Annotated in this window: 15 protein-coding genes and 1 tRNA gene; 7 read left to right on the top strand and 9 right to left on the bottom strand. The window is 69.6% G+C overall.

All coding sequences use genetic code 11. The features are described 5' to 3' along the window. Positions 1-18 precede the first annotated feature (18 nt). From JJ685_RS27080 to pncB, 6 genes are all read left to right on the top strand, one after another. The gene (locus JJ685_RS27080) at positions 19-1,056 is read left to right on the top strand and encodes an ABC transporter substrate-binding protein (protein ID WP_201677504.1); all 1,038 of its coding nucleotides are present in this window, start codon (positions 19-21) and stop codon (positions 1,054-1,056) included. Between the two features lie 9 nt (positions 1,057-1,065). Further along, positions 1,066-2,322 carry an ABC transporter permease gene (locus JJ685_RS27075; RefSeq protein WP_201677503.1) on the top strand — a complete coding sequence of 419 codons (1,257 nt, stop codon included), beginning with the start codon at positions 1,066-1,068 and terminating at the stop codon, positions 2,320-2,322. 5 nt (positions 2,323-2,327) lie between these two features. Beyond that, positions 2,328-3,143, top strand: coding sequence for an ABC transporter permease (locus JJ685_RS27070; protein ID WP_201677502.1), 816 nt, complete (start codon positions 2,328-2,330; stop codon positions 3,141-3,143). A gap of 79 nt (positions 3,144-3,222) precedes the next feature. Then, positions 3,223-4,701 (top strand): NAD-dependent succinate-semialdehyde dehydrogenase, encoded by a 1,479-nt coding sequence (locus tag JJ685_RS27065; protein ID WP_201677501.1) that lies wholly within the window; start codon positions 3,223-3,225, stop codon positions 4,699-4,701. A 145-nt stretch (positions 4,702-4,846) separates the two neighbouring features. Beyond that, the gene (locus tag JJ685_RS27060; protein ID WP_201677500.1) at positions 4,847-5,689 is read left to right on the top strand and encodes a mechanosensitive ion channel family protein; all 843 of its coding nucleotides are present in this window, start codon (positions 4,847-4,849) and stop codon (positions 5,687-5,689) included. Positions 5,690-5,750: 61 nt separating this feature from the next. Next, positions 5,751-6,941 carry a nicotinate phosphoribosyltransferase gene (gene pncB / locus JJ685_RS27055; protein ID WP_201677499.1) on the top strand — a complete coding sequence of 397 codons (1,191 nt, stop codon included), beginning with the start codon at positions 5,751-5,753 and terminating at the stop codon, positions 6,939-6,941. Positions 6,942-6,948: 7 nt separating this feature from the next. Here pncB and JJ685_RS27050 read toward each other — a convergent pair whose 3' ends face one another. The 6 genes from JJ685_RS27050 to JJ685_RS27025 all read right to left on the bottom strand — a co-directional run bounded on the left by JJ685_RS27050 (position 6,949) and on the right by JJ685_RS27025 (position 11,062). Continuing rightward, positions 6,949-8,034 carry a histidine kinase gene (locus JJ685_RS27050; RefSeq protein WP_201677498.1) on the bottom strand — a complete coding sequence of 362 codons (1,086 nt, stop codon included), beginning with the start codon at positions 8,032-8,034 and terminating at the stop codon, positions 6,949-6,951. A gap of 151 nt (positions 8,035-8,185) precedes the next feature. Beyond that, positions 8,186-8,259 (bottom strand) — tRNA-Gly (locus JJ685_RS27045). A 98-nt stretch (positions 8,260-8,357) separates the two neighbouring features. Continuing rightward, complete coding sequence (locus JJ685_RS27040) at positions 8,358-9,143, bottom strand: hypothetical protein (protein ID WP_201677497.1); 786 nt, start codon at positions 9,141-9,143, stop codon at positions 8,358-8,360. Positions 9,144-9,228: 85 nt separating this feature from the next. Beyond that, on the bottom strand, positions 9,229-9,714 hold the full coding sequence (locus JJ685_RS27035; protein WP_236599325.1) for an LEA type 2 family protein: 486 nt from the start codon (positions 9,712-9,714) through the stop codon (positions 9,229-9,231). Positions 9,715-9,758: 44 nt separating this feature from the next. Beyond that, entirely contained in the window at positions 9,759-10,412 is a 654-nt protein-coding gene (locus JJ685_RS27030; protein ID WP_201677496.1) for a 3-oxoacid CoA-transferase subunit B, read from the bottom strand. 2 nt (positions 10,413-10,414) lie between these two features. Continuing rightward, on the bottom strand, positions 10,415-11,062 hold the full coding sequence (locus tag JJ685_RS27025; RefSeq protein ID WP_201677495.1) for a CoA transferase subunit A: 648 nt from the start codon (positions 11,060-11,062) through the stop codon (positions 10,415-10,417). 239 nt (positions 11,063-11,301) lie between these two features. Between JJ685_RS27025 and JJ685_RS27020 the strand changes: the two genes are divergently transcribed. After that, positions 11,302-12,372, top strand: a complete 1,071-nt coding sequence (locus JJ685_RS27020; RefSeq protein WP_201677494.1) for a helix-turn-helix transcriptional regulator — start codon at positions 11,302-11,304, stop codon at positions 12,370-12,372. A gap of 108 nt (positions 12,373-12,480) precedes the next feature. Here JJ685_RS27020 and JJ685_RS27015 read toward each other — a convergent pair whose 3' ends face one another. Genes JJ685_RS27015 through imuA form a run of 3 tightly spaced genes read right to left on the bottom strand, consistent with a single transcriptional unit; the run spans position 12,481 to position 17,720 of the window. After that, positions 12,481-15,687, bottom strand: a complete 3,207-nt coding sequence (locus JJ685_RS27015; protein ID WP_201677493.1) for an error-prone DNA polymerase — start codon at positions 15,685-15,687, stop codon at positions 12,481-12,483. A 10-nt stretch (positions 15,688-15,697) separates the two neighbouring features. Further along, on the bottom strand, positions 15,698-17,017 hold the full coding sequence (locus JJ685_RS27010; protein ID WP_201677492.1) for a Y-family DNA polymerase: 1,320 nt from the start codon (positions 17,015-17,017) through the stop codon (positions 15,698-15,700). Then, positions 16,983-17,720 (bottom strand): translesion DNA synthesis-associated protein ImuA, encoded by a 738-nt coding sequence (imuA, locus tag JJ685_RS27005; protein ID WP_201677491.1) that lies wholly within the window; start codon positions 17,718-17,720, stop codon positions 16,983-16,985. Before imuA ends, JJ685_RS27010 begins: the two co-directional genes overlap by 35 nt. Positions 17,721-17,754: the final 34 nt, after the last annotated feature.

Below are 17,754 nucleotides of genomic sequence, written 5' to 3'. Positions count from 1 at the left end.
AAACCCCGGAGACAAGACATGAACAAGACCCGCATCTTCATTGCCGCGGCCGTGGCCGCGATGGCGCTGCCCGCAGTGGCGCAGAGCACCCTCACGGTGGTCAACTTCGGCGGCGCCAACGGCGCGGCGCAGAAGAAGGCCTACGTGGAACCCTTCGAGAAGTCCGGCGCCGGCAAGATCGTCAGCGTCGAATACAACGGCGAGCAGGCCAAGATCAAGGCGATGGTCGAGACCCGCAAGGTGGTGTGGGACGTGGTCGAGGTCGAGAGCCCGGACATCACGCGCGGCTGCGATGAAGGCCTGTTCGAGAAGCTGGACTGGGCCAAGGTGGGCAACAAGTCCGACTACCAGCCGGCCGCCGTGCACGAGTGCGGCATCGGGGCCTTCGTGTGGTCCACCGTCCTGGCGTACAACGCCGACAAGCTGAAGAAGGCGCCCACGAGCTGGGCCGACTTCTGGGACGTGAAGACCTTCCCTGGCAAGCGCGGCATGCGCAAGGGCGCGCGCTACAACCTCGAGTTCGCGCTGATGGCCGACGGTGTCAAGCCGCAGGAGGTCTACAAGGTTCTCGCCACCAAGGCCGGCGCCGATCGCGCCTTCAAGAAGCTGACGGAACTGCGCCCGAACATCCAGTGGTGGGAAGCCGGCGCGCAGCCGCCGCAGTTCCTGGTGGCCGGCGACGTGGCCATGACCACCGCCTACAACGGCCGCATCGACGCCGCGCAGCGCGAAGGCCGCAACCTCAAGATCAGCTGGGGCGGCAGCATCTATGACCTGGACTACTGGGTGATCCCGAAGGGCGCGCCGAACAAGGAGCTGTCGCAGAAGTACATCGCCCTGGCCTCCTCGCCGGATGCGCAGGCCGAGTACGCGAAGAACATCTCCTACGGCCCGACCAACACCAAGGCGCTGGCCAAGCTGCCGCCCAACGTGCTGGCGCAGCTGCCGACGGCGCCCGCCAACGCCGCCAGCGCAGTGCAGCTCGATATCAAGTTCTGGGCCGACCAGGGCGAGGAACTCGAGAAGCGCTTCGCCTCCTGGTCCACGCAGCAGTAAGGTCCCGACGTGAGCGCCACCACGCTACCCGCCGTCCCCCTCGCGGACTCCGCGCGGCTGGCGCGCGCCCTCAGCCGCGGCGAGCGCGCCCGCCGCACCCGGGCGCTGGCGCTCACGCTGCCGCTGTTCCTGTTCCTGCTGTTCACGCTGCTGGTGCCGATCGGCGCCCTGCTGCTGCGCGCCGTGCAGAACCCGGAGGTGGTGCAGGCGCTGCCGCGCACCTCCGACGCGCTGGACGGCTGGGACGGGCGGGCCCAGCCGCCGGCCGCCGCCTTCGCGGCGCTGGCGCAGGACCTGTCCTCGCTGCGCGAAGGCTCCGATGCCGGCGCGTTGGCCCGGCGCCTCAACACCGAGGCGTCCGGCGCCCGCTCCCTGGTCATGGGCAGCTACCGCGCCATGCCCCTGCCCGCCGGCCTGAGCAATGAAGCCGTGCGGGACAAGCTGCTGGAGATCGACGGCCGCTGGGCCGACACGAAGTACTGGCAGGCCATCGCGAACAACGCCTCGCGCTGGACCGCCAACTACCTGCTCGCCTCGGTGGACTTCCGCCGCGGCGCCGACGGCGCGATCGAGCGCATGCCCGACGACCAGCAGGTGTTCGGCCGCATCCTGCTGCGCACCTTCGAGATCAGTGCGGAGGTCACCTTGCTGTGCCTGCTGCTCGGCTATCCGCTCGCCTGGTGGCTCTCCACCTTGCCGGCGCGGCGCGCCAACCTGCTGATGATCCTGGTACTGGTGCCGTTCTGGACTTCGATCCTGGTACGCGTGGCTGCCTGGATCGTGCTGCTGCAGCGCGAAGGGCTGGTGAACAAGACGCTGATGGCAGCGTCCCTCATCAACGAGCCGTTCACGTTGCTGTTCAACCGCACCGGCGTGCTGGTGTCCATGGTGCACATCCTGCTGCCGTTCATGATCCTGCCGATCTACAGCGTGATGAAGTCGGTGCCGGCCACCTACGTGCGCGCGGCCGTGTCGCTGGGGAGTCCGCCGCTGGCCGCCTTCTTCCGCGTCTACGTGCCGCAGACGCTGCCGGGCGTCGGCGCCGGTGCGCTGCTGGTGTTCATCCTCGCCATCGGCTACTACGTGACCCCGGCCCTGCTGGGCGGCGCGAACGACCAGATGCTCAGCTACTACATCGCCCAGTACACCAACGTGGACGTGAACTGGGGCATGGCCTGCGCGCTCGGCGCGATCCTCCTCGGTGCCACCCTGGTCCTGTACGCGCTGTACCGGCGCGTCGCGCAGGCCGACCTGAGCCTCGGCTGAAGACGATGAACTTCCCTGCCTACTACACCCTCGCGGACAAGGCCGGCTGGTGGGCCGTGCGCCTGTTCTGCGCCGCCGTGCTGCTGTACCTGCTGCTGCCGATCCTGGTGATCATGCCGCTGTCCTTTTCCAGCAGCAGCTTCCTCGCCTATCCCATGCCGGGCTGGTCGCTGCAGTGGTACGAGAACCTGTTCACCTCGCCGGACTGGACCCGCGCGGCGAAGAACAGCTTCATCGTCGCCCCGGCCGCGACGCTGGTCGCGACGGTGCTGGGGACGCTCACGGCCGTGGGGCTGGCGCGCACCAACTTCCCCGGCAAGGGGCTCCTCATGAGCCTGCTGATCGCGCCGATGGTGGTACCGGTGGTGGTGGTCGCGGTGGCCTGCTACCTGTTCTTCGCGAAGCTCGGGCTGTCGGACAGCTACACCGGGCTGATCCTGGTGCATGCCGCGCTGGGCGCGCCTTTCGTGGTGACGACGGTGCTGGCGACGCTGCAGGGCTTCAACCACAACCTCGTGCGGGCCTCGCTGAGCCTGGGCGCCGGGCCGCTGGAGACCTTCTTCCGCGTGACGCTGCCGGTGATCGCGCCGGGGGTGATCTCGGGGGCCTTGTTCGCCTTCGCGACCTCCTTTGACGAAGTGGTCGTGACGCTGTTCATCGCCGGGCCGGAACAGGCCACCTTGCCGCGGCAGATGTTCACGGGCATCCGGGAGAACATCAACCCGACGATCGCGGCGGCGGCGACCCTGCTGATCCTGTTCACGACCTCGCTGATGGGGGTGCTGGAGTGGCTGCGCGGCCGGCGACAGCAGATGAATTGAATCCGTCCTCTCCCGCAAGGCGGGAGAGGGAGTGCCGTATGCTTGACCGGACAGAACCGGACCCGCCAGGAGATAGACCATGGACATGAAAGCCTCGCCGCTCTCGCTTCTGAAAGACCCGACCCTCCTCAAGACCGATGCCCTCATCGACGGGCAATGGCTGAAGGGCCCCTCGCGCTTCGACGTGCACGACCCGGCCACCGGCATGAAGCTCGCCGACGTCGCCAACCTGGGCCCCAGGGACGCCGAGCAGGCCATCGCCGCCGCCAACGCCGCCTGGCCCGCCTGGCGCGGCAAGACGGCCAAGGAGCGCAGCCTCATCCTGCGCAAGTGGTACGACCTGCTGATGGCCAACCAGGAGGACCTGGGCCGCCTGATGACCGCGGAACAGGGCAAGCCCTTCGCCGAGGCCAAGGGCGAAGTCGCCTACGGCGCCAGCTTCGTCGAATGGTTCGCCGAGGAGGCCAAGCGCATCAACGGCGAGACCCTGCCGCAGTTCGACAACAACCGCCGCCTGCTGGTGATCCGCCAGCCGATCGGCGTCTGCGCCGCCATCACGCCCTGGAACTTCCCGCTGGCCATGATCACGCGCAAGGTGGCGCCGGCGCTGGCCGCCGGCTGCCCGGTGGTGATCAAGCCGGCCGAACTCACGCCGCTGACGGCGCTGGCCGCCGCCGAACTGGCGATGCGCGCCGGCATCCCGCCCGGCGTGCTGAACCTGTTGCCGGCCGACGGCGCCAACAGCATCGCCATCGGCAAGGTGATCTGCGCCAGCGACACCGTGCGCCACATCAGCTTCACCGGTTCCACCGAAGTGGGCCGCATCCTCATGGCGCAGAGCGCGCCCACCGTCAAGAAGCTGTCGCTGGAACTCGGGGGCAACGCGCCCTTCATCGTGTTCGACGACGCCGACATCGATTCGGCGGTGGAAGGCGCGATCGCCAGCAAGTACCGCAACGCGGGCCAGACCTGCGTCTGCGCCAACCGCCTCTACGTCCAGGAAGGCGTGTACGACCAGTTCGTGCAGAAGTTCGCCGCCAAGGTCAGGACGATGAAGGTGGGCAACGGCTTCGAGGAAGGCGTGGTGCAGGGCCCGCTGATCGAGCCGGCCGCGGTGGACAAGGTGCAGAAGCACCTCGACGACGCGAAGGCCAAGGGCGCGCAGGTCGTCACCGGCGGCAGCCGGCTGCAGGGCCAGTTCTTCGAGCCGACGGTGCTCTCCGGCGCCACCGGCGACATGCTGTGCGCGCGCGAGGAGACTTTCGGCCCGCTGGCGCCGGTCTTCAAGTTCAAGTCGGAGCAGGAAGCCATCGCCGCGGCGAACGACACCGAGTTCGGCCTGGCCAGCTACTTCTACAGCCGCGACGTGGGCCGGATCTTCCGCGTGAGCGAAGCGCTGGAGTACGGCATGGTGGGCATCAACGTCGGCATCATCGCCACCGAGCACGTGCCCTTCGGCGGCGTCAAGCAGTCGGGCCTGGGCCGCGAAGGCTCGCACCATGGCATCGACGAGTACGTGGAGATCAAGTACCTCTGCGTGGGCGACGTCCTGAAGTGACTGTGCGGGCGGTGCCGGACACCGCCCTTCCGTTTTGTAAAGAACTCCTACAGCCGTCGCTGACCGGCGCCGACTTGGGTGATGCCTCCAGCGGACGACAGTGTGCGGAAGTCCCGCAACGTTCCCGCATCTGGAGGTCCCTTTCATGCCCACCGCAGTCACCCACTGGAGCGACGCCATGTTCACGTCGCTCGCAGCAGCCATGGCGCTGCTGTTCTCCGCCATACCGAAGATCATCGGCTTCGCGCTGATCGTCATCGCGGGCTGGTTCATCGCCTCGCTGATCGAGCGCGGGCTGGCGGCCATCCTGCGCAAGATCCGCTTCAACGACCTGGCCCAGCGAGCCGGGCTGACGGACTTCGTCCACAGGATGGGGATGGATACCGATGCGGCCGGCATGATCGGCCTCGTCGTCAAGTGGTTCGTGCGCCTGATCGCACTGGTGGTCGCCTTCGACGCGCTGGGCCTGCCGGCGGTGTCCGAAGTGCTGCGCCAACTGCTGCTGTGGCTCCCGAACGTGGTCGTCGCGATGGTGGTGCTGGTGATCGGTGGACTGGCAGCCCGTGCGCTGGGCAACCTGGTGCGCGGCACGGCGAGCGAAGCGGGCCTGTCCAACAGCAACTTCCTGGCCAGGACGGCGGCGGTGATCGTCTGGGCCTTCGCCCTGGTGGTCGCGGTCAACCAGCTGGGCATCGCCACCGAACTGGTCAACACCCTGTTCATGGCGGTGGTGGGTGCGATTGCACTCGGCATGGGCCTGGCCTTCGGCCTCGGTGGCCGCGAGACTGCCGGCGAGATCCTGCGCAAGTGGTACGCGAAGGCGCAGGAGAAGTCCGGCGAGATGAAGCAGATGGCCGAGAACATGGGCGAGCGGGCGCGCGAGCAGGCGGAGCGCGCGCAGTGGCCCACCGGCGGCTATCCGCAGGGCGGCGGTACGCAGGGCGGCCCGGTCCCCGCGGACCGGAAGCACGACGCGGAAGGCGGCTGATCACCGCCCCTCCCCGACGAAGGAGCCCCATGCGGGGCTCCTTTTTACTTACCCTCGCGCCATGGCCACCGATCCCGTCGTCCTGAGCCTGCTGGACACCGACCTCTACAAGTTCACGATGTGGCAGCCCATGCTGCACCGGCACCCGGGGACGCGGGCGCTGTACCGCTTCGTGCTGCGCAACGCGCCGGCGTACCCGCTGGCGGACCTGCTGGGCGAGGTGGAAGCGCAGCTGGACCACCTGTGCAGCCTGCGTTTCCGGCACGACGAGCTGGAGTTCCTGGGCACGCTGCGCTTCCTCCGCGGCGACTTCATCGACTTCCTGCGGATCTTCCAGTTCCAGCGCGAGTTCATCCGGGCCTGGGCCGAAGGCGGGCAGCTGCGCATCGACGCGCGCGGCCCGCAGGTGCACGTGATGAGCTTCGAGATCTTCGTGCTGGCGATCGTCAACGAGCTGTACTTCCGCCGCTTCGACGCGGAGGCGGCGCGCTCCGAGGGCCGGCGCCGCCTCGCCGCGAAGATCGCCGTGCTGCGAGCCTTCGCGCACGAGCCCGCCCTGGCCCATCCCTTCGAGTTCTTCGACTTCGGCGTGCGGCGCCGCTATGCGCGCGAGTGGCAGCGCGAAGTGGTGGGCACGCTGGCGCGCGAGCTGCCGCAGTTCTTCAAGGGCACGTCCAACGTGCTGCTGGCGCGCGAGTTCGGCCTCACGCCGATCGGCACCATGGGCCACGAGTACCTGCAGACCTTCCAGGCCACGGGCGTGCGGCTGCGCGACTTCCAGCGGGCCGCCCTGGAGGAATGGGTGCAGGAGTACCGCGGCGACCTGGGCATCGCGCTCACCGACACGGTGGGCATGGACGCCTTCCTGGCCGATTTCGACCTCTACTTCGCCAAGCTGTTCGACGGCCTGCGCCACGATTCCGGGGACCCCGTCGCCTGGGGCGAGAAGGCGCTGGCGCACTACGCGCGGCTGCGCATCGACGCGCACGGCAAGCGGCTGGTGTTCTCCGACGGCCTCGACGTGGAGAAGATGCTCACCCTGTACCGCCACTTCGCCGACCGCGTGAGCATGGGCTTCGGCATCGGCACCCAGCTCACCAACGACGTGGGGATCACGCCGCTGAACATCGTGATGAAGCTGGTGGAGGTGAATGACCAGCCGGTGGCGAAGCTGTCGGATGCGCCGGGAAAGACGCTGGCAACCGACGAGACCTTCCTGGCCTACCTGCGCCAGGTGTTCGGGGTCGCGTAGGCCGCCCTCACAACACCTTCCCGAGTTCCATCGCCAGCAGCGGCTGCAATTGCTGCCGCAGTTCCGCGCGGCTCACGCGGCTGCTCGCGCCGTCGTGCCACGTGCCGAGCTCGACGACGTTCGCCGCCTCCACGATCTCCAGGCAGGGGAAGTTGATGCTCTCGCGCAGCATCTTCTGGCGCAAGGCCTCGAACTGCGCCGCGTCGCGCCCCGCTTCGTCGATCACGATCATGTCCGGCATCTCGAGTTCGCAGAAACGCAGGGCCTGCGCGCAATCCTGCACCTCGTCCAGCACCAGCCGCATCTGCCGGCACACGTGGCCGACCTGCCAGGCCGTTTCGCGATGGGTGGTGACCAGCAGGACGTGGTGGCCGGCGAGCCTGGCGGAGTCCTGCGCGTCGCCGCCCGCGTCGAGCTCCATGGCCGTCAGGCCGCCCAGCTGCCGCACGGTGCGCGGGAACTCCACCGTGATCTGCACGAACTCGGTCTCGCTGGTGCGCCGCACCGTCGCGCCGGTGGCTTCGGCCAGCCGGCACAGGTAGATCCAGTGCAGGTTGTGCGAGGCCTCCACGTCGCGGCCGTCGCGCGAATGCGGCCGCGAGCGGATCGTGAGCAGCGCGTTCTCCGGCCAGTGCTGCATGGCCAGCCACACCTGCAGGCGTTCGCCGTCGCAGGCGGCGCACTCCAGGGCGATCTCGCACAGGCTCACCAGCAGGGCCGGGTCGGTGACCACCTCGATAGGATGCAGGTGCGGCTCGATCGCGATGCCCAGGCGCCGGTAGCGCCGCTCGTTCTCCGACAGCACCTGGCGCACGACCGCGGACAGGTCCACGCACTCGTGCGCCTGGCGCATGCGCCCGTGCGCGAGGCGGGTGATCTGCTGGCTGGTGAGGGCGATGCGCTGCAGGTGGTCCGCGGCCTCGGTGAAGGCGCGGGCCTCGGAATGCGTCATCAGGCCGGCGGCGCGCAGCCGCCGGACGACTTCGAGCGCGGGCGAGACGTGGTGCGCGAGCTCCGCACCGATCAACCCCGGAACCTCCCATGCGTCGATGCCCGCGACCTCGCGCGGTGCCACCGCTACTTCTTGTTTCATGCGGGCCAATATAGGTGGGCCGCCTTCCCGAGGGTGAGAAAAGCCCGCCCGTGGAGCGCGGGCGCGGCGCCGCGTGCACGGAGTTTGACCGTGCTCAAGGTTGGCAGGGGGTGGATTTGCGCCGGGAATTGCCGCGAAGGGCGCGAAGCGCTGGAGCGGGCGATGGGAATCGAACCCACGTCTTGAGCTTGGGAAGCTCAGGTCCTACCATTGAACGACGCCCGCGGTTCGGAAACGGATTCTAAGCCGTTTCCCGGAACGCCCATTCACACGCCGGCCGCGATTCTCCCGGCCAGTGCCAATCCCTCGGCCGAAAACCGTTCCTACTCAGGCCTGAACGCGATGGGTGACTGCCCCGGCAGGGCATGCTGCGCGCGCACATCCGCCCGCACGCCCCAGCGCCTCCACAGATCCGCGATCGTCAGGAAGACCAGCGTCATGGCCAGCGCGCTCCACCACTCCGTCAGGTTCTCGAGGCGGTGCACCCAGGACTTCTCCCCGGAGATCAGCACCGACGCATGGACAAGGCACACGCAGGTGATGAACAGCAGCAGGATCTGCAGCAGTACCAGGTGCAGGCGCGGGACCGCGAGGCCATCGGACCGATGGAGACGCTCGGCCGACCGGGCGAACAGGAGCATGGCGAAATAGGTGCCCGAAAAGTAGGTGGCCGTGCCCCAGTGGCGCAGCCACTGGTACGCCGCCCCGTCGCTGCCCAGGAAGGACCCGTACACCACCAGCATGGCCGCGGCAGCGATCCCGAGGCGGGACATGAGCTTCGCCTGCCGCCGCGGCAGGCCGGCCGCGGCCAGGGCGTGGACCGCCATCATCCAGGTGAGCAGTTGCAGGGCGGCGCCCGGCAGGACCCCGGCGCGGAAGACCTGGTTGGCCAGGCCGGTCTTGGCCATGCGACTGATCGAGATGCAATCCTGGACGAAGGGGTTGCAGAACACCCCTTTCTGCCCCGTGTAAAGGGTGAGAACCAGCACGACGGCAAGCGCCGGCAACAGCGCCGCCACGGCCGGCAGGGGCCACAAGGGAACCGACACCGCCATGGATTCGCTCGTCGCCATGGGAGCGGGAACCAGCCCGCGAGCAATCTCGCTCATGGAACCACCTCCGGTCGAGGCGCCGACGTTGCCAGATCGCACGGCGTCCGGCAAGCGGGGTTTTCGAATGTTTACGCGATGGTGTTCAGCCGCCGCCCGCGCCCGCCTTCTTGCCCCCGAGGTTCAACACCCCGCGCGACTCGAAGCGCACCGTCCCGAACATCGGCCCGCCCAGCTTTCCCAGCAGCACGTAGTCGATCGGGCCCTGCAGGCCGTCCCCCATGGCCATCCCGATGGCCTGGCGCGCCACGCGCAGCGCCGAGATCGTGACCGGCACCTCCACCAGCGCCTCGCCGAAGGGCGGCACCGTCCCCTCCACGTCGCTGACGCCATAGGCCAGGGTCGTGCCGCGCACCTGCAGGTCGATGACCGCGCCGCGGAACGCGATCGCGCTGTCGTTGGGGTTCTGCAGGCGCAGCTTGCACAGGAAGCGCAACTCGAGGCTCTCGCCCTCGATGGGATCGATGTTCACCACCGTCACCTGCACGGGGTCGTGCCCCGGCACGGCGGCGCAACCCGCCAGGCCGCACAGGGCGGTGGTGTACAGCAGCGCGCGACGACGGTTCATCATGGGGCCTCCGCTGGGTCCGGACTCCGGCCGGCCGACCGGCCGCTTCATTCGAGCGGCATGGGTCGCACGTCGTCGGCGACCTCGAGCTTCGCTTCCGTGGCCGCCAGCACCTGTTCGACGCTGACGCCCGGCGCCGTCTCGACCAGCCGCAGGCGCCCGCCCTGCTGCGCGATCACGGCCAGTTCGGTGACCACCAGGTCCACCGGCCGCACCGAGGTGAGCGGCAGGCTGCACTGCGGCACGATCTTGGACTTGCCCTTGGCGGTGTGCTGCATCGCCACGACCACGCGCCGCGCCCCGGTTACGAGGTCCATCGCGCCGCCCATGCCGGGCACCATCTTGCCCGGGATCATCCAGTTGGCCAACAGGCCGCCGGCGTCGACCTGCAGGCCGCCAAGGACCGTCATGTCGACGTGGCCGCCGCGGATCAGCCCGAAGGAAATGGCGCTGTCGAAGGTGGCGGCCCCCGGGAGGGCGGTCACCGGGCGACCGCCCGCATCGGTGAGCCGGGGCTGCGCCATCGCCTGCTCGGGAATCGGGCCGGTGCCGATGAGGCCGTTCTCCGACTGGAAGTGCACGTGCATGCCGGCGGGCACGTAGCCTGCCACCAGCGTCGGGATGCCGATGCCGAGGTTGACGAGCATGCCTTCCCGCAGTTCCAGCGCGATGCGGCGGGCGATGAGGGTCTGCGCATCCATGGTCAAGCCCTCCCGACGAGATAGTCGACCAGCACCGAAGGCGTGACGACGTGGTCCGGCGAGATCATGCCGACCGGCACGATCTGTTCGACTTCCGCGATCACGGTGGCGCCGGCCATGGCGATCACCGGGTTGAAGTTGCGGGCCGTGAGGGCATAGACCAGGTTGCCGGCGTAGTCGGCCATGAAGGCCTGGACCAGGGCGAAGTCGGCGCGCAGGGGAGTCTCCAGCAGGAAGGCCCGGCCGTCGACCTCGATCCGGCGCTTGCCTTCTTCCACCACGGTGCCGACACCGGTGGGCGTGAGGATGCCGCCCAGCCCGTGCCCGCCGGCGCGGATGCGTTCGATGAGGGTGCCCTGCGGCACCAGCTCGACCTCCAGTTCGCCCGCCAGCATCTGCTTCTGCGTTTCCGGGTTGAGGCCGATGTGGCTGGCCACCAGCTTGCGCAGGGCCCGGGCGGCGACCAGCTTGCCGATGCCCAGGCCGGGGATCGCACTGTCGTTGGCGATGACGGTGAGCCCGCGCCGCCCCTGCCGCACGAGTTCGTCGATCACGCGCTCGGGCGTGCCCACGCCCATGAATCCCCCGATCATCAGGCTCGCGCCGTCGGGGATGAGGGCGACTGCCTCTTCCGGCGTGCTTGGCTTCATGGGAGCTCCCCTCTCGTGCGCAGCAACTTGCGGCAAGTGAACACTAGGCTTCGCCCCCCGCCGCGTGCATTGGACTTTCGGGCCATGTCGTGGCCGCTCATGGACGAGCAGAGGCCCCTGGCCAGCGGGTAAGCCCTGCCCCGCCGCGAACGCTTCCCCCCAGCCGGCGCCGCTAAACTGGACCGTGGCGCCCCACCCGGCGGGCCGTCGAGAACGCACAAGAACAGCGAAGGCCTTCCATGGACTTGTCGGAACCGTCGTTCCACCGGCTCCTCGATCTCGCTTACGAAGCCGCCGAACATCCGGGGCGCTGGCGCTTCGTCTACGGGGAGCTGCAGAAGGCGCTCGGCGTGAAGTCGATCCACATGCTGGGGATCGACAAGCTCCACGGGACGCTCTCGTACAGCGACGGCGCCGAACTGCCCGTCGAGGGCGAGCTGGCCTACCTGCAGCGCTACCGCTTCGAGGATCCGCGGCTGCCGATGCTGATGCAGCGGCCGACCGGCGACTGGATGCACTGCCCGGACGACCTGCCGCCCGGCACCCTGGGGGCGCCGATCTACCAGGACTTCCTGCTGCCCTACGACCGTCGCTACCTGAGCGCCTGCAAGCTGGTGGACACGGAGCAGGCCGCCGTCATCTTCTCCACCCACGGCGGGGAGTCCGAGGGCCCGCTCACGGGCGCGGCGCTCGCCTTCGCCGATCGCCTGCTGCCGCACCTGCAGCGCGCCTGCCGCATCAGCCTGCAGAACTTCGTCTATTCGACCCAGGCGCTGGTGGGCCACCTGCTGGTGAACAAGCTGCGGCAGCCGGTGATCCTCGCCAGCCCCGACGGCAAGGTGATCCACACCAACGAGGCCGCGCAGGAGCTGATGCGGTCGACGCGGCTGGTGCAGGTCATGGAGGGCCGGCTGGAGCTGCCGCAGCCGCAGCTGCGCGAGTTGCTGCGGCAGTGCGCCGAACTGGAACAGGGCGTCAAGGCCGGCGGGGCGGGCGAGGATTCCAAGGGGGCCCTGGCCGGCGAATTCCGTTCGCTGCACATCGCGCCGCCGGGCAGCGGCGAATCGGTGTACGCCTTCTTCACCGGGCTGTCGCCGCAGGGCGCGATGGGCACCTTCGGCCTGCGGCCGGTGGTGATGCTGCTGTTCTACCACCCGGCCTCCGCGCCCGCGATCGACTCCGGCCTGCTCTATGCGGTGTTCGGCCTCACGCCGGCGGAGGCGCGCATCGCGACGCTGCTCGCCGAGGGCCAGTCGCTCAAGCAGATCGCCGCGCTGCAGGGCACGCAGCACGACACGGTGCGCAAGTAGCTGCGGTCGGTCTACGAGAAGACCTCCACCAACCGCCAGCCGGAACTGATCCGGCTGCTGCTGCACCTGCCGCACAACGCGATCCAGCACTGAGGGCGCAGCCCGCCGTCAGTGGAAGTCCCGCGAGCCCCGATGGCCCCCCAGGCGTCCGAGCAGGGGCGTGAGGTCTTCCAGCTGCTCGGCGATCAGGTGCTTCACCTGGCCGCCGCTGTCGACGTCGCGCTGCCACACGCCGCGCACGGCCATCAGCTTCGAATGCAGCAGTGCCTCGCGCTGGCGCTCGCGCACGTGCTTCCACACGATCACGTTGACGGGCCCCGTCTCGTCTTCCAGGGTGACGAAGATCGTGCCGTTGGCGGTCTGCGGCTGCTGGCGCACGGTGACGAGGCCGCAGGCGGCGGCGCGCCGGTTGTGCGGCAACTGGTCCAGCTCCCGGGCGGTCAGCAGCTTCAGGCGCGCCAGGCGCGAGCGCAGCAGCGCCACCGGGTGGCGGCGCAGCGTGAAGCCCATCGCGCTGTAGTCGAAGAAGATCTCCTCGCCCTCCTTCGCGGCGGGCAGGAGCAGCTGCTGCTCGTCGATCGGCGCGTCGCGCAGCATGTCGGGCGCCTTCTGCTGCGCGGAGGCTTCCCACACCTGCTGGCGGCGGTGCCCGGCCAGCGACCGCAGCGCGTCGGCCGCCGCGAGCGCGTTGAGGTCCTTCAGATCGAGCTGCGCGCGCAGCGCGAGGTCTTCGACGTTCGCGAACGGACGCGCGGCGCGCGCCTGCACGATGCGCTGTGCGCCGGCTTCGCTGAGCGAGCCGACCTGGCGCAGGCCGAGGCGGACGGCGGGCCGCAAATTGGGGTGCAAATGGGGCCGCAAATTGGGGTCAGATTCCAATTTCTCCGAGGAGAAATTGGAATCTGACCCCAATTTGCTATCCGCCCACAACTTGCTATCCCAGTCGCTGAAGGAAACATCCGGCGGCAGCACCGTCACGCCATGCCGCTGCGCGTCCTGGATCAACTGCGCGGGCGCATAGAAGCCCATGGGCTGCGAGTTGAGCATGGCGGCGAGGAAGGCCTCGGGTTCGTGGCACTTGAGCCAGCTGCTGTCGTAGGCCAGCAGGGCGAAGCTGTAGGCATGGCTTTCGGGGAAGCCGTATTCGCCGAAGCCCAGGATCTGCTTGAAGATGCTCTCGGCGAATTCCTGGCGGTAGCCGTTCTTCAGCATGCCCTGGATCAGGCGGTCCTGGAACCGGTGCACGCCGCCGCTGCGCTTCCACGCGGCCATGGAGCGGCGCAGCTGGTCGGCCTCGTCGGCGGAGAAGCCGGCGGCGATCATCGAGATCTGCATCACCTGCTCCTGGAAGATCGGGATGCCCAGCGTGCGCTCCAGCGCCGGCCGCAGCGCCTCGCTTTCGAAGCGGACCTGCCCGCCCTCGCGCAGGCGCTCGCGCGCCTTCAGGTAGGGATGGATCATGCCGCCCTGGATCGGCCCCGGCCGCACGATCGCGACCTCGATCACGAGGTCGTAGAACTTCTCCGGCTTCAGCCGCGGCAGCATCGACATCTGCGCCCGGCTCTCGATCTGGAACACGCCCACCGTGTCGGCGCGGCAGATCATGGCGTAGGTGGCCGGGTCCTTGTCCGGGATGTCGGTGAGAGCGAAGGGACGGCCGCGCCGCTGGCCCACGAAATCGAGGCAGCGGCGGATCGCGGTGAGCATGCCCAGGGCCAGCACGTCCACCTTCAGCAGGCCCATCTCGTCGAGGTCGTCCTTGTCCCACTGGATCACCGAGCGGTCCGGCATCGCCGCGTTCTCCACCGGCACCAGCCGCGTGAGCTTGCCCTGCGTGAGCACGAAGCCGCCCACGTGCTGCGACAGGTGGCGCGGGAATCCCATCAGCTCCTCGGACAGCTCCATCCACAGCGCCAGCGTCTTCGCGGGCACCTCCACGCCCAGGTCCGCCGCCAGCTCGCCCATCTTGCCCACGCGCAGCTCGCGCTCGTCGAACCAGAAGTGGTCCTTGGCGAAGGCGTCCACCAGCGCCTCGGGCACGCCCAGCGCCTTGCCCACGTCGCGGATCGCGCTGCGCGTGCGGTAGCTCGCCACCACCGCGGCGATGGCGGAGCGCTCGCGGCCGTACTTGCGGTAGATGTACTGGATCACCTCCTCGCGCCGCTCGTGCTCGAAGTCGACGTCGATGTCGGGCGGCTCCTTGCGCTCGCGGCTGATGAAGCGCTCGAACAGCAGGTCGGAGCGCGCCGGGTCGACCGCCGTGATGCCCAGGCAGTAGCAGACGGCGGAATTGGCCGCCGAGCCGCGGCCCTGGCACAGGATCTTCAGCGAGCGCGCGTGGCGCACGATGTCGTGCACCGTCAGGAAGTACATCTCGTAGGCGCAGTCGGAGATCAGGTCCAGCTCGCGCACCAGCTGCCGGCGCACGCGCCAGGGCACGCCCTGCGGATAGCGCTCGCGCGCGCCCTCGATGGTGAAGCGGCGCAAGGCCTGGCGCGGGGTCAGCCCCGCCGGCACGGTCTCCTGCGGGTACTGGTACCTGATCTCCTCCAGGCTGAAGCCGCAGCGGTCCGCCACCGCGATGGTGTTCTCCAGCCACCCGGCGGGATAGAGGGTGGCCAGGCGCATGCGGTGGCGCAGGTGGCGTTCGGCATTCGGCTGCAGTTCGAAGCCGCACTCCGACACCGCCTTGCCCAGCCGGACGGCCGTCATCACGTCCTGCAGCGGCTTGCGCGAACGCGCATGCATGTGCACGTCGCCGGCCGCGACGATGGCGATGCCGGTCGCCTCCGCGGCCTGCTGCAGGGTCTGCTGCCACAGTTCGTCGGCGCCTTCGAGCAGCAGTTCGGCGGCGAGCCAGGCGCTGCGGCCGAAGCGCTCCTGCGCCCAGTCGATGCGCTCGCACAGGTCTTCGAAGGGCAGGCCGTGCTCCGGCGCGAGCAGGATCTCGCAGCCGGCCAGCAGCGCGAAATCGCTGCCCGCGCGCGAGCAGAGGTATTCGCCCTTCTCCGCCTGCCGGCGCGCCAGCGTGACGAACTCGCACAGGTTGCCCCAGCCCCGCACGTCGCGCGCCAGCGCCACCAGCCGGAAGCCGTCGAGCGCGAATTCCGAGCCCAGGAGCAGCTTGAGCCCGAGCTTCTTCGCCTCGCCGTGCGCGCGCACCACCCCGGCCACCGAACATTCGTCGGTGATCGCCAGCGCCGTGTAGCCCAGTTCGTGGGCCCGCTGCACCAGTTCCTGCGGATGCGAGGCGCCGCGCTGGAAGCTGAAATTGGAAAGGCAATGCAGCTCGGCGTAATCGGGCAGCCAGGCCATGGCGGCTCCTTCAGGCGTACAGGCCGTGCAGGAACCAGCGGGCGCGGTCCTGGTCGGCGGCGAGCCGCTCGCGGAAGATCCACAGCAGGCCCGCCGAGGCGCTGCGGGCGATGAAGTAGTCGCGCAGGACCGGGGCTTCCTCCCGCGCGTCCCACCAGGCGGCTTCCAGCCGGCGCGCGCGCGTGAGCAGCTGCAGCGGACCCTGGTAGCAGGGCTTGTCGGCCTTGACCTGCAGCTTCAGGGGTTCGCGCAGGATCCAGGGCGGATACAGGGCTTCCTGGTTCGTCCAGGGGTCCGCCGCTGGAGCGCCTTCCGCAAGCCCTGGATTCCCCCCTGCGCGGGAAGGACGGGTGCGCGCCGGCACCCGCTTCTGCATGCATTCCGGCCGGTGGTCCTGCACCGGCTGCAGCAGGCTCACGTTCTCCTCCCCCAGCCGTACGCTCAGCCGCTCCACCAGCTGGTGCAGCTTCTCCCCCGGCTTGCTGTCCTCCGGCAGCAGGCTGGTCGTGACGCCGCCCCAGGGCACCGTCTCCAGCGTGCGCAGGCGCAGCGCATTGGCGGGCGCGGAGAGCGTGGTGCGGGCGAGCTGCTCGGTCGCCAGCCGCCGCAGGTGCTGGATCTCCTGCGTCGGCTGCGAGGTCCGCAGTGCGAGCCGCTCGCTGGGCGGCAGCGGCCTGCCATCGAGCCGGCGCAGGTCCAGCGTCCATTCCAGTTCCAGCGCCAGCACGCCGAGGTTGCGCGCCTGCAGCCAGGACTGCAATCGCGTCAGCAGGTGCTGGCCCGTGAACAGCAAGTCCGGCGCCGAGGTGGCGAGCGCCGGCAGCTCCAGCTTCTGGTCGAACTCCGGCGGCAGCGTGAGCCAGGGATAGCGCTCGGGCCGCTGCCCATGGGCGCTGTCCAGGGCCTGCAGCAGTTCCGCGCCGAAGCGGCGGCTCACGCCGGCGCGCGGAAGCGAGCGCAGCTGGCCGAAGGTGGTGCAGCCGATGCGCTCCAGGGTCGCGAGATGGGGCGCGGCGGCGCTCAGGGTGGCCAGCGGCAGGTCCTCGGGGACCTCCTCCGGAGCATCCCGGCCGGCGCGCTTGAGCCGCAGCAGCGACAGCGCCACCAGCGCGGTGGGCCCGGCAGCCCACGCATCGAACCGCAGCTCGCAGCCTTCCTTCAGCAGCCGCCGCAGCAGGCGCCTGCGGCCGCCGAACAGGCGCTCGGACGCGCCCGCCTCGAGCAGGATCGCCTCGTCGACCGACGCCACCCGGGGAGTGAACTGCAAGGCGCGCCAGCCCCAGGCGATGCGGTCTTCATCCGGCGAGGGTTGCAGTGCGATCCAGTACATGCGATCCACTCCTCGAAACGGTGACCGGCTCGGGCTGGCGCCGGGACTTGCGCGCGGCCAGCAGCGCCGACAGCCGCGCGGGCTGGGCCTGCAGCGCCAGCGGCTGCAGCAGCGGCGGGCCGCGGCGCTTGAGGATCCGCACCTGCAGCTCCTCCGCGCCCTGCACCAGCAGCCGCAGCCGCGCCGGGGAGGCGTGGTTGCGGGCCGGCACGGGGCGGAACACCACCAGCAGCTTCTCGGAAGCCTGGGCGCACAGGTGCAGGCGGCGCAGGTCCTCGCTGCGGGCCTGCGGCAGCCAGGCCAGCACGGCGCACACATCGGCGCAGCGCAGGGACTGTTCGGCCGCCCACAGCCGGGCGGCCGGCTTGTCGGCCCGCACGCACAGCAGCCGCTCCGGCACGATGCCCAGCGCGCGCAGGGAAGGCCCGAACGGCTGGTAAGGCGCGTCGACCAGCACCGCGGGCTCGCCCCGGGCCTGCATGGCCTGCGCCAGCGCCGGCCCGAGCAATTGCCAGACGTGCTGCTGCTGTTCCTCCTGCAGCACTTCGACCAGGCTGCCCAGGGGCCAGCCGCCGCCCGGAAGCTGGGCATCGAGCGCGGCATGGCCGGTGGCCAGGGTGCGTTCCTGCGCCTGCGCGAGCTCGCGGCCGCGCCAGACCTGAGGCGGCAGGGGACACTCGGGGGCAGGGGCAGCGGCGGTCATGGCAGTTAAACTACTGTCTGTTTATACAGCTTTT

It is taken from the genome of Ramlibacter monticola (assembly GCF_016722785.1).
GTDB lineage: Bacteria > Pseudomonadota > Gammaproteobacteria > Burkholderiales > Burkholderiaceae_C > Ramlibacter > Ramlibacter monticola.
The sequence above is the reverse complement of the archived record's forward strand: the minus strand, read 5'-3'. Positions and strand labels throughout refer to the sequence as shown.